The 11,829-nt window shown below is 64.1% G+C and carries 8 protein-coding genes; 5 read left to right on the top strand and 3 right to left on the bottom strand.

All coding sequences use genetic code 11. The features are described 5' to 3' along the window. A partial coding sequence (locus VJS90_RS04180) for an ATP-binding protein (protein WP_324119385.1) occupies window positions 1-2,860 on the top strand: 2,860 nt, incomplete at its 5' end. Here the strand turns inward: VJS90_RS04180 and VJS90_RS04175 are convergent. Next, complete coding sequence (locus VJS90_RS04175) at window positions 2,845-3,942, bottom strand: catalase family protein (protein WP_324119384.1); 1,098 nt, start codon at window positions 3,940-3,942, stop codon at window positions 2,845-2,847. The genes VJS90_RS04180 and VJS90_RS04175 overlap by 16 nt on opposite strands. A 243-nt stretch (window positions 3,943-4,185) precedes the next feature. Between VJS90_RS04175 and VJS90_RS04170 the strand changes: the two genes are divergently transcribed. Together VJS90_RS04170 and dacB are read left to right on the top strand one after the other, a co-directional pair. Continuing rightward, window positions 4,186-4,530: a YggL family protein gene (locus VJS90_RS04170; protein WP_324119383.1), complete on the top strand. Its 345-nt coding sequence runs from the start codon at window positions 4,186-4,188 to the stop codon at window positions 4,528-4,530. 201 nt (window positions 4,531-4,731) lie between these two features. Then, complete coding sequence (dacB, locus tag VJS90_RS04165; RefSeq protein ID WP_324119382.1) at window positions 4,732-6,195, top strand: D-alanyl-D-alanine carboxypeptidase/D-alanyl-D-alanine endopeptidase; 1,464 nt, start codon at window positions 4,732-4,734, stop codon at window positions 6,193-6,195. Window positions 6,196-6,352: 157 nt separating this feature from the next. On the opposite strand, the gene rlmKL is transcribed toward dacB, so the two are convergent. Next, window positions 6,353-8,545 (bottom strand): bifunctional 23S rRNA (guanine(2069)-N(7))-methyltransferase RlmK/23S rRNA (guanine(2445)-N(2))-methyltransferase RlmL, encoded by a 2,193-nt coding sequence (gene rlmKL, locus VJS90_RS04160; protein WP_324119381.1) that lies wholly within the window; start codon window positions 8,543-8,545, stop codon window positions 6,353-6,355. Window positions 8,546-9,095: 550 nt separating this feature from the next. On the opposite strand from rlmKL, the gene rmf reads away from it, so the two are divergent. Then, window positions 9,096-9,311: a ribosome modulation factor gene (gene rmf / locus VJS90_RS04155; protein WP_003248687.1), complete on the top strand. Its 216-nt coding sequence runs from the start codon at window positions 9,096-9,098 to the stop codon at window positions 9,309-9,311. A gap of 96 nt (window positions 9,312-9,407) precedes the next feature. On the opposite strand, the gene VJS90_RS04150 is transcribed toward rmf, so the two are convergent. Beyond that, window positions 9,408-10,442, bottom strand: a complete 1,035-nt coding sequence (locus VJS90_RS04150) for a quinone-dependent dihydroorotate dehydrogenase (RefSeq protein WP_324119380.1) — start codon at window positions 10,440-10,442, stop codon at window positions 9,408-9,410. A gap of 126 nt (window positions 10,443-10,568) precedes the next feature. On the opposite strand from VJS90_RS04150, the gene VJS90_RS04145 reads away from it, so the two are divergent. Then, window positions 10,569-11,783 carry a CmpA/NrtA family ABC transporter substrate-binding protein gene (locus tag VJS90_RS04145; RefSeq protein ID WP_324119379.1) on the top strand — a complete coding sequence of 405 codons (1,215 nt, stop codon included), beginning with the start codon at window positions 10,569-10,571 and terminating at the stop codon, window positions 11,781-11,783. Window positions 11,784-11,829 lie beyond the last annotated feature (46 nt).

The following is an 11,829-nucleotide window of genomic DNA, read 5'->3' as shown; positions in this document are numbered from 1 at the left end:
CGAGGACATCTTCAAGCGCTGGAGCGCCGGCAGCGCCAGCCTGCTGACCGACCGCAAGCTGCAGCTGTCGCCACGCGAGGAGCGCTGGCTGCAAGCCCATCCGGTGGTGCGGGTGGTGGTCAACGAGAGCGCGGCGCCCTTGGCGTTCTTCGACAACCACGGCAACTTCCGGGGCATCAGCGCCGACCTGCTGGAGCTGATCCGCCTGCGCACCGGACTGCGCTTCGAGGTGCAGTCCGCCTCGGGCGTCAGCGACATGCTCGGGCAGGTCCACGACGGGCGAGCCGACGTGATCGCGGCCATTTCCTCGGGCGAAGAACGCAGCGCGTTGCTCAACATAAGCCGGCCTTACCTGGAAAACTCCTACGTTCTGGTCACCCGCAGCGGCAAGCACCAACCCGCTTCGCTCGAGCAACTGGCCGGACGCAGGATCGCCGTGACCCGCGACAGCGCCATGACCGACCTGCTGGCCACGCACTACCCGCACCTGCAACTGTCGGTGACGGAAAGCGCGCTCCATTCCACCACCCTGCTCGCGAGCGGCCAGGTCGACGCCGCGGTCATGGCGTTGATCAATGCCAATTTCGTCGTGGCCAGCAATGCCGGACTGACCATTCGCAACAGCGTGGGCGCCGAGCCTGCCACGTTCTCCATGGCCACCTCCATTCAGGCGCTCGAGCTGACCTCGATTCTCGACAAGGCCTTGCTGAGCATCTCACCCGAGGAGCTCGGCGTGATCAACAGTCGCTGGCGCGGCTACAGCACCCACGACGACGCCTACTGGCAAACCTACCAGCAGCTGATCCTGCAAGTGGTGATCGGCACCAGCCTGATGCTGCTGCTGTCGCTGGTCTGGAATGCCCGCCTGCGGGGGCAGATCAAGCAGCGTCAGGCGGCCGAGCGCGCGCTCAACGACCAGCTGGAGTTCATGCGCGCCCTGCTCAACGGCACGCCGCATCCGATGTATGTCCGCGATCGCGACGGTTGCCTGCAAAGCTGCAACGACAGCTACCTGGAAGCGGTTGACGCGAGAAGCGAGGAGATCATCGGCAAGCGCCTGTACGACAGCCTTTTCACCCATGGCGATGTCACCCGCCAGATCGAGGACGACTACCGGGCGGTGATGACCCATGGCAAGCCGCTGATCCAGGACCGTCCGCTGCACCTGAAGGGCCGGGAGCTGACGATCTACCACTGGATTCTCCCCTACCGCGACTCACTGGGCGAGATGCAGGGCATCATCGGTGGCTGGATCGACATCAGCGACCGGCGCAAACTGGTTCAGGACCTGAGCCTGGCCAAGCAGCAGGCCGACGATGCGAACCGGGCCAAGAGTACCTTCCTGGCCACCATCAGCCACGAGATCCGTACGCCGATGAATGCCGTCATCGGCATGCTGGAGCTCGCGCTGAAGCGGGCAGACCACGGGCTGGCCGACCAGCCGGCGATCGAGGTCGCCTATCATTCGGCCAAGGACCTGCTCGGCCTGATTGGCGATATCCTCGATATCGCGCGCATCGAGTCGGGCCACATGACCTTGACACCCGAGCCGGTCTGCCTGGCCGGCCTGGTCGAATCGGTGGGCCGGGTGTTCGACGGCCAGGCTCGCCAGAAAAACCTGGTGCTGGAGGTGCTGATCGAGCCGGCTGCCCGCTGCCAGGTACTGCTCGACCCGCTGCGCTTCAAGCAGGTGTTGTTCAACCTGGTCAGCAACGCGATCAAGTTCACCGATCAAGGCTACGTGCGCCTCCACCTGGATGTGCGCGAGAGCGATGCAGGGCCGCTGCTGGACCTGGAGGTATGCGACAGCGGCATCGGTATTCATGAGCAGGACCAGCCGTACCTGTTCAGCCCGTTTGCGCAGGTCGATCCGCACAGTGATCTCGCACGCAGCGGCACAGGACTTGGCCTGGTGATCAGCCGCAACCTGTGCGAACTGATGGGGGGCCAGTTGCGGCTCGACAGCCTGCAGGGTGTCGGCACCCGGGTCCGGTTGGCGCTGCCGTTGCAGCATGCCGAGCACCCCACTGTCGCGTCGCCGGCGCCCGCCCGGCAGCAGTCGCCGGACCCGCGGTTGAGGGTGCTGGTGGTCGACGATCATCCGGCCAACCTGCTGCTGATGGCCCAGCAACTCGACTATCTCGGTGTGTTCCAGCAGAGCGCGAGCAGCGGCGAGCAAGGGCTCCACGCCTGGCGTCTAGGGCGCTTCGATGTGCTGGTCATCGATTGCAACATGCCCCACATGAGCGGCTACGAGCTTGCCGCCGCGGTGCGCGCCGAAGAGCGCGATACCCATCGCTGCGCCTGCACCATCCTGGCCTACACCGCCAATGCGCAGCCCGAGGTGCGCCAGCGTTGCCTCGCGGCCGGCATGGATGACTGCCTGCTCAAGCCCATCAGCCTGCAGGCCCTCGGCGAGCGCCTGGCAGGCGTGCGCCGCTGCGCCCCTGCGATCAGCCCCCGTGAGCTACCCTTCGACCTGCACGGCCTGACCACTATCGTGGGAGACAACATCGCCGCCCGCGACAAATTGCTCGAGGCCGTGCGCCAGAGCCTGCGGGAGGATTACAGGGTGCTACTGGCGATAGACCCTGCCAGTCGCGCCGGGGCGCTGAAGGACCAGGCGCACAAGATCATCAGCGCGGCACGAATGCTACAGGCCGAGCCCTTGGAGCGCGCCTGCGGCCAGCTTGAGTCCGCTTGCGCCCAGAACCTGTCACCTGCACGGCTCAGGCACTCGCGCCAACGCCTGGCGCGGCAGATGCGGCGAGTGGAAAATGCCCTGGCCAGGCACTTGCAGGCTGAGCTCGAACCAGGCCAGGGAGACACGTCAGGGCACGCGGCTCAACGCGGCTCGTGAATCGGGCAGCCGTTATGGCTTGCCCGAAAGCCTGAGGACATCTCGTAAGTCGGCTTGCGCACCCGCATGATGCCACCCAGAGGCCGGTGCGCCTCCAGGCCGTGCCACGGGCTGAACGCCATCGCATCGTCGATTTCCCTGACCTTTTCGCCATCCCATGCCGATTGGGCCGGGACCTCGACACGGGCCACCGTCACGAACGGGCTAAGGTCTTCGGGCCATTGCGTGGAAGCGTCTTCGATCGGCATCTTCTCGATGTCCGTGGCGAGCTGAACGCGCAGCTCCCAGACGCCACCGTGCCGGGCGAAATACTCGACGACGGCCGACCGCAGCCCGTCAGGGTTGTCGCCCAGGTCCACCGGCAAGTCGGTCAGCGCCTGCAGCGAGGGCGAGACGGGCACCATTGCCAGCTTCGCGTAGTAGGGTCCGTACAGCACAGGCACCACGGTCGAAAAACTTTCGCCAAGAATATGCGTCTGCGGATGGCCGCCAAGGCTCTTGAGGGTTCCGCTCTCGCCACCCACCGACTCCAGGGCCGATTCGACGCCGCGCAGCACCGCCGACAAGGCCTTCTTGGTGCCCGGCGCCTTGTCCGTGGTCTTGGCCAGCAACTTCAGGGTCTTCAGGAAAGCCTTAGGCGTCGCCGCGGTAAACGCCTTGGCATTCTGCATCACGAAGTCCTGGGTGACCTCGCCTTCGCTGCCCGCCAGACGAGGGCCCTCGACACCGACGATCTTGAGCGCCAGCCCTCTGGGCGTGGAGACCTTGTCATCCAGGATGTCGCCAGGGTTGGTCGACAAGCGCAAGTAGGCCGGCAGGGTCACGGGCCGGGCGAAAGCGCCTTGCGCAAGCTCCGGCGGCAAATTGTCGAGGACCGTCACCTGCCCCTGCAACAACCCGTGTGCCTTGGCATGAACGCTGCGATTGGCGTGGCCGCTGTCCTTGAACGTGGTCTCCAGGATCGAATGCAGCGCTTCTGACAAGGCTTTGCTGGTCTCGCCCTCGTCCTCTGGAACGTGCTCGTAGGATGCTTGAAAACGCAGCGGCGTGACCGCGAGGCGTGGTACCGGAAGGTCGCTCATCAGTAGATCTCCAATCAGGTCAGCGAGGCTTTTTTACCCCTGCACGGGATAAGTCGCACGGCGGCGCTGTTCGCGCTTCTGGCGTACCAACTGACTGGATGACCCTGCGCGGGCCAAGGTTGTTCACAGCGCTTGGCAGCCGCGACGACAGAAGGTAGGGCGCAATGCCACACTGCACGAAACGGGCAGCCTCGCGGCTTAGCTGATAGAATCCGCCGCGTATTTACCTAAGAGGATTGTTTCATGGCCACTAACCGTTCCCGCCGTCTGCGCAAAAAGCTGTGTGTAGACGAGTTCCAGGAATTGGGTTTCGAATTGAATCTGGACTTCAAAGAGGATCTGGATGACGAGGCAATCGACGCATTCCTCGACGCTTTCCTGACTGAAGCCATGGACGCCAACGGCCTTGACTACGTCGGCGGCGATGATTTCGGTCTGGTCTGCCTGGCCAACCGCGGCTCGGTCAGCGAAGAGCAGCGCGCGGCTGTCGAAGCCTGGCTCAAGGCCCGTGGCGAACTGACCAAGGTCGAAGTCAGCCCGCTGCTGGACGCCTGGTACCCGGAAAAGCCGATCAACCCGGCTGCCTGATACACCGCTGTCGTAACCTGAAAAAGGCCATCCCCAAAGGATGGCCTTTTTTTTGCTGATTCATCTGCCAGGGCAACCTTTGCGTCGAACGGAACGCATCGGCGGCGCGCTTGGGGCATAATGCGCGCTATATTTTTCAAGGGGGCATCCATCTTTTCAACGCCCCGTTTTTTCACCCCTCGCCCGTAGGGTTCCTGCCTCATGATCAAATCGCTTCGCCCTCTGCTGTTCGCCGGCCTGCTCGTACCGCTGGCAATGCCAAGCCAGGCCGCCCCCGTCAACACCACCCTGTCGCCCAAGGTGCAACAGGCGCTCAAGACCAACAAGCTGCAGGACTCGGCGCTGTCGCTGGTGATGCTGCCGCTTGATGGTCCCGGCACCGCGACCGTGTTCAATGCCGATGTCTCGGTCAATCCGGCCTCGACCATGAAGCTGGTCACCACCTATGCCGCCCTGGAGCTGCTGGGCCCTACCCACCAGTGGAAGACCGAGTTCTTCACCGACGGTCCGCTGAACAACGGTGTGCTCAATGGCAACCTGTACCTCAAGGGCGGTGGCGATCCCAAGCTGAACATGGAAAAGCTCTGGCTGCTGATGCGCGACCTGCGCGCCAATGGCGTGCGCACCATCACCGGCGACCTGGTCCTGGACCGCAGCCATTTCGTGCAGCCCAACCTGCCGCATTTCGACGATGACGGCGGCGATGTGAACAAGCCATTCCTGGTCAGGCCCGACTCGCTGCTGGTCAACCTCAAAGCCTTGCGTTTCGTTGCCCGCAACGACGGCGGCAAGGTACTGGTGTCGGTGGAACCGCCGATCGCCAGCATCCGTATCGACAACCAGGTCAAGGCCGTGGCCTCGACCAAGTGCACGGGCGATGTACGCTACAACCCGGTTACCCAGCCTGGCGGTGTCAGCGTGACAGTCACCGGGCAGCTTGGCGAAGGCTGCAACTCGCAGACCTACCTCTCGTTGCTTGACCACCCAAGCTACGCCGCGGGTGCGGTACGGGCCATCTGGAACGAGCTGGGCGGCACGCTCCAGGGCACCGACCGCGTCGAGAACGTGCCCAAGGGCGCACGCTTGCTGGCCCGGGCGTTTTCGCCCGACCTGGTCGAGATCATCCGCGACATCAACAAGTACAGTAACAACACCATGGCCCAGCAGCTGTTCCTGAGCCTGGGCGCGCAGTTCCGTACCGATACCGACGGCGATGATGCCCGCGCAGCCCAGCGAGTGATCCGTCAGTGGATGGCCAAGAAAGGCATCACCTCGCCGCACCTGGTGATGGAGAACGGCTCTGGCCTGTCGCGTGCCGAACGGGTCAGTACCCGCGAGATGGCGGCGCTGTTGCAAGCGGCCTGGAAGAGCCCCTACGCCGCGGAGTTCATCAGTTCGATGCCATTGGCAGGCATGGACGGGACCATGCGCAAGCGCCTGAAGCGCACGGCCATGACCGGCGAGGCACACATCAAGACGGGCACGCTCAATACGGTGCGCGCCATCGCCGGTTTCAGCCGTGACAGCAACGGGCACACCTGGGCGGTGGCCGCGATACTGAACGATCCCAAGCCGTGGGGTGCCTCGGCGGTGCTCGACCAGGTGCTCCTGGACCTGTACCGCCAGCCCAAGCTGATAAACAGCACCGCAGCGACAGTGCCCTGAACCGACGATTCCAGGCCAGCACCTGAGCCTGAGAGATTCATGGTGCAGCTCACAGTCCCACAAGAGCTGGCAAGGCCAGCTCGGCTGGACGCCTTGCCCAGCGCAGCGGGCGCTGGACTGTCCCCGAAAAGCGGGACAGTCTCAATCGGCCTGAGCCTCAGCGCAGCTGCAGGCGCCAGGCCTTGTGGATGCGGCTGTTGCGGGAAAAGTCCGGATCCAGGGTCTGGGCGCTGATCTCTTCCACTGCATAGCGCTCGCCCAGATGCTCGTCGAGCTGGAACTTGCGGAAGTTGTTGGAGAAATACAACACTCCGCCAGGCGCCAGACGGGCCATGGCCAAATCGATCAGCTCGACGTGGTCGCGTTGGACATCGAACACACCTTCCATGCGCTTGGAGTTGGAGAAGGTCGGTGGATCGATGAAGATCAGGTCATAGTCCTCGCGGCATTCCTGCATCCAGGCCATCACATCGCCCTGCTCCAGGCGGTTCTTGTCCGAGAAGCCGTTGAGCGACAGGTTGCGCCGCGCCCAGTCCAGGTAGGTCTTGGACAGATCGACGCTGGTGGTGCTGCGCGCGCCGCCCTTGGCCGCGTGCACGCTGGCGGTCGCGGTGTAGCAGAACAGGTTGAGGAAACGCTTGCCCGCAGCCTCGCGCTGGATGCGCATGCGCATCGGGCGGTGATCGAGGAACAGACCGGTGTCCAGGTAGTCGGTAAGGTTGACCAGCAGCTTCACCCCACCCTCGCTGACTTCGCGGAACTGGCCCTGCGTGGCCTGGCGCTCATACTGGCGGGTGCCGCTCTGGCGCTCGCGGCGCTTGAGCACCACGCGGTCCTGGTCGATGCCAAGTGCCTGCGGAATCGCCGCCAGCGCATCGAACAGGCGCGCCTGGGCTTTTTCAGGATCGATGGAGCGCGGCGCGGCATATTCCTGCACATGCACCCAGCCTTCATACAGGTCCACCGCCAAGGCGTACTCGGGCATGTCGGCATCGTACAGGCGGTAGCAGCTGACCTGCTCGCGCCGGGCCCACTTGCCCAGTTGCTTGAGGTTTTTCTGCAACCGGTTGGCGAACATCTGCGCGCCTTCGCTCAATCGCGCGGGCTCGCTCGCCACCGGTGCCGGACGTGGCGTATCGCTGCCGGCCTGTTCTGGCTGACGACGCTCGCCGGTGACGAACTGGTCAGGAGTCACCTTGATCAGCAGCAGCTTGCACGGCAACGCGCCGTTCCAGAAAGCGTATTGCTTGTGGCTGCGAATACCCATGCGCTTGCCGAGCTCCGGCGCGCCGGTGAAGACCGCCGCTTCCCAGCCCAGGCACGCCTGGCGCAGGCGCTCGCCAAGGTTCTGGTAGAGGTACAGCAGGCTGGCTTCGTCGCCCAGGCGTTCGCCGTAGGGGGGGTTGCTGATGACCAGGCCTTTCTGGTTCTGGTCCGGACGCGGCTCGAAGGTGCCGACCTCGCCCTGGTAGATCTTGACCCAGTCGCTCAGCCCCGCGCGCTCGACGTTGTTGCGCCCCGGCTGGATCAGCCGCGGGTCGGCTTCATAGCCGCGAATCCACAGCGGTGGCCTGGCGAGGCCAGCTTGCGCGCGGGCGGTCGCCTCATCGTGCACCTTGCGCCACAGGGCCGGCACATGGCCCAGCCAGGCCGTGAAACCCCAGCGCTCACGCTTGAGGTTTGGCGCGATGTCGGCCGCGATCATCGCCGCCTCCACCAAGAAAGTACCCACGCCGCACATCGGGTCGGCCAATGCGCCACCTTCGGCGGCGATACGCGGCCAGCCGGCACGGATCAACACCGCGGCGGCAAGGTTTTCCTTGAGCGGCGCGGCGCCCTGCTGCAGGCGATAACCGCGCTGGTGCAGGCTGTGCCCGGAAAGGTCCAGCGACAGGATCGCCTCGCCGCGGTCCAGGCGCAGGTGCACGCGCACGTCAGGGTTGAGCTTGTCGACCGTAGGACGCTCGCCCTCGCGGTTGCGCAGCTTGTCGACGATGGCGTCCTTGACCTTCAGGGCGCCGAAATGGGTGTTGTCGATGCCCGAGCCGTGGCCGCTGAACTCCACCGCCAGGCTGCCGTCGCAAGCCATGTGGTCGTGCCAGTCGACTTCGTTGACGCCGTCGTAGAGATCGTCGGCGTTTTTCATGTTGAAGCGCTTGAGCACCAGCAGCACACGGTTGCCCAGCCGTGACCAGAGGCACAGGCGGTAGGCGGTTTCCATGTCGGCGCTGCCACGGATGGCCGAGGTGTGTTCGCGCACATCCTCCAGGCCCAGGCTGCGGGCTTCTTCAGCGAGCAGGCTTTCCAGCCCCTTGGGGCAGGTGAGGTAAAGTTCGAAACGATCCGACATGAGTAATCCAGAGCCTTGGGCAAGATGAAGTGACAGGGCAACGCATGCCCTGCCAGTGTTTGCTCGCACGCCCTTCTTGCAAGCGTGCGAGTGGCAGCCTGGTCGTCCAGGGGTGCCAGGCCGCCGGGTAAACCCGCTTTTTCGCCCATGGCAAAAAAGCTTTGATTACCCCGCAGAATGAAAATTTCGGGCAAAAGGCCATGTTTGTGACCCTTCGTCGCATTACCAAATGTTGCCGTCATCATTTGGAAATAATGGCCAAATGACCTCACGCGACAACCAAACCCCGACCATAGCGGCGTTTGCGTCAAATCGCGTTGCGACGCATTTATTTACTTATCCCGTGACCTTTGGAAAGGTTACGTCCTTATGACAAATCGATCATTCCCACTGTGACCTGCATTGGTTAGAACTCGTATCAGGTTGTCACCGCAACGGTGCAACACTACCGCTCGCCACGCCGGCAGCGAGCGCAAACCGGCAGAACGATTCTGCCCGGCCTCACAGAGGCCGACGGGACATTACAGTCAACAAGTGAGGGCAACACCCTATGAGAAGACTTAAGCGTGATCCGTTGGAAAGAGCATATTCACGTGGCTACCAGTATGGGGTCACTGGCAAATCCCGCGAGCTTTGCCCTTTTAATCTACCGTCTGTTCGCCAGGCATGGATCAATGGCTGGCGCGAAGGACGCGGCGACAACTGGGACGGTATGACCGGCACCGCGGGGATTCACAGACTCAACGAAAATCACGCCGTTGGCTGAACGAGGATCTGATTTGATTCACCATGCGCGCCCCATCCGGGCGGCGGGCTAAGGCCCAGGGGCCCCTTCAAGGGGCCCTCTTTTTGCCCGCGCGTTTCAGCCCTGCGATGGACGCGGCAGCGCGGCGATCGCGTCGACTGCCTCGCGGATCAACGCCGGCCCCTTGTAGATGAAGCCCGAGTAGATCTGCACCAGGCTTGCGCCGGCCGCGATCTTCTCTGCGGCATGCCGCCCTTCGGTAATCCCGCCCGCTGCGATGATTGGCAGCTTGCCGCCGAGCTCGCCCGCCAGCACCTTGACGATGTGCGTGCTCTTCTCCAGCACCGGCGCGCCCGACAAACCACCTGCCTCGGCCCCATGTTCCAGCCCTTCGACGCCTTCGCGGCCCAGGGTGGTGTTGGTGGCGATCACCGCGTCCATGCCCGACTCGACCAGCGCCGCGGCCACCAGGGCGGTTTCCTCGTCGCTCATGTCCGGGGCGATCTTGATCGCCAGCGGTACACGCTTGCCATGGGTGGCAGCCAGTTGCTCGCGACGTACCGCCAAGGCATCCAGCAATTGCTTGAGCGAATCACCGAACTGCAGGCTGCGCAGGCCCGGAGTGTTGGGCGAGCTGACGTTGACCGTGATGTAGCTGGCGTCAGCGTAGACCTTTTCCAGGCAGATCAGGTAGTCGTCCACGGCGCGCTCGACCGGGGTGTCGAAGTTCTTGCCGATGTTGATGCCCAGGATGCCGTCATGGCGCGACGCGCGTACCCGGCCAAGCAGATGGTCCACGCCCAGGTTGTTGAAGCCCATGCGGTTGATGATTGCCTGGGCCTCGGGCAAGCGGAAGATCCGCGGCTTGGGATTGCCGGGCTGCGCGCGAGGCGTGACGGTGCCGATTTCGACGAAGCCGAAGCCCAGCTGGGCGAAGCCGTCGATCGCGGCACCATTCTTGTCAAGGCCCGCGGCCAGACCCACCGGATTGGGGAAGTTCAAGCCCATGACCGTGACCGGCAGCGCGGCCGGCTGCTTGCACAGCATGCCGTTGAGACCGAGGCGGCCACCGGCGCCGATCAGGTCCAGGGACAGGTCGTGGGAGGTCTCCGGGGAGAGCTTGAACAGCAGCTGGCGGGCCAGGGTATACATGGGCGGGCAAGACTCGACGTGAGTGAGGCGGCGATTATAGCCATCGCGCCGCCTCGGCGACAGAGCCTTGGCATATGGGTTGCTACATACCCTGCACATAGCCTATCGGTACAGGCGAGGAACTTCGTGAATACAGCACCTCCAGTAACGCCCCTGGCCTGGGTCAACGGCAGCGATGGGCCAGAGAAACCGGTCCTCGACATCGGCTTCATGGCCCTTTCCGATTGCGCCTCGGTGGTGGTCGCCGCCACCCAGGGCTTTGCCCAGCCCTACGGCCTGACCCTCAATCTCAAGCGCCAGGCGTCCTGGGCCGGACTGCGCGACAAGCTGGTCAGTGGCGAACTGGATGCCGCGCATAGCCTCTATGGCCTGATCTATGCGGTTCATCTGGGCATCGGCGGTGGCGCCGCGAGCGACATGGCCGTGCTCATGGGCCTGAACCAGAATGCCCAGGCGATCAACCTGTCGGCCGCCCTGCAACGCAAAGGCGTGGTCAACCCCGAGGCACTGGCGAGAATGGTGCACCATAACGGCGCACGATTGACCTTCGCCCAGACCTTTCCCACCGGCACCCACGCCATGTGGCTGTACTACTGGCTCGCGAGCCAAGGCATCCATCCGCTGCGCGATGTCGACAGCGTGGTGGTGCCGCCAGCGCAGATGGTCGCGCACCTGCAGGCCGGGCGCATCGATGGTTTCTGCGTCGGCGAGCCGTGGTCCGCCAATGCCGTCGCCCAAGGCCAGGGTTTTACCCTTGCCAGCAGCCAGTCCATCTGGCCCGATCATCCCGAAAAAGTGCTGGGCTGCGCGCGCGCCTTCGTCGAGCAGTACCCGAACAGCGCGCGGGCGCTGGTCAAGGCCATCCTGGCGGCCAGCCGCTTCATCGAGCAGAGCACCGAAAACCGCCGCGGCACCGCCCAACTGCTCAGCGACAAGGCCTACCTGGACACTGCCGTCGAGCATATCCAGCCGCGGCTGCTCGGCGACTACGAGGACGGCCTCGGTCATCGCTGGCAAGACCCGCATGCCCTGCGCTTTTTCGACCAGGGGCGCTGCAACCTGCCCTACCTGTCCGATGGCATGTGGTTCATGACCCAGTTCCGTCGCTGGGGCCTTCTGCGCGAAGACCCTGACTACCTCGAAGTCGCCAGCCAGGTGCAGCAACTGGCGCTGTACCGCGAGGCGGCCGAGGCGGTGGGCGTGCACTGCAGCCAGCTGCCCATGCGCAGCAGCCAGCTGATCGATGGTGGCCGCTGGGACGGCAGCGATCCGTACAGCTACGCGCGCAGCTTCCGCCTGCATGCCATGAACGACCTGCCGACCGCTCGTGTCGGTCGCTGAAGGGGGCATGAGCATGCTGCGCATCCTGCTGATCGACGATACCGAG

The organism is Pseudomonas sp., assembly GCF_035277045.1.
Taxonomy (GTDB): Bacteria; Pseudomonadota; Gammaproteobacteria; order Pseudomonadales; family Pseudomonadaceae; genus Aquipseudomonas.
This window is presented reverse-complemented; position numbering and strand designations above follow the sequence as displayed.

Coding starts and splice junctions, on each gene's coding strand:
- rmf (WP_003248687.1), top strand. CDS start 9,096: ATGAGAAGACTTAAGCGTGATCCGTTGGAAAGAGCATATTCACGTGGC.
- dacB (WP_324119382.1), top strand. CDS start 4,732: ATGATCAAATCGCTTCGCCCTCTGCTGTTCGCCGGCCTGCTCGTACCG.
- VJS90_RS04170 (WP_324119383.1), top strand. CDS start 4,186: ATGGCCACTAACCGTTCCCGCCGTCTGCGCAAAAAGCTGTGTGTAGAC.
- rlmKL (WP_324119381.1), bottom strand. CDS start 8,545: ATGTCGGATCGTTTCGAACTTTACCTCACCTGCCCCAAGGGGCTGGAA.
- VJS90_RS04150 (WP_324119380.1), bottom strand. CDS start 10,442: ATGTATACCCTGGCCCGCCAGCTGCTGTTCAAGCTCTCCCCGGAGACC.
- VJS90_RS04175 (WP_324119384.1), bottom strand. CDS start 3,942: ATGAGCGACCTTCCGGTACCACGCCTCGCGGTCACGCCGCTGCGTTTT.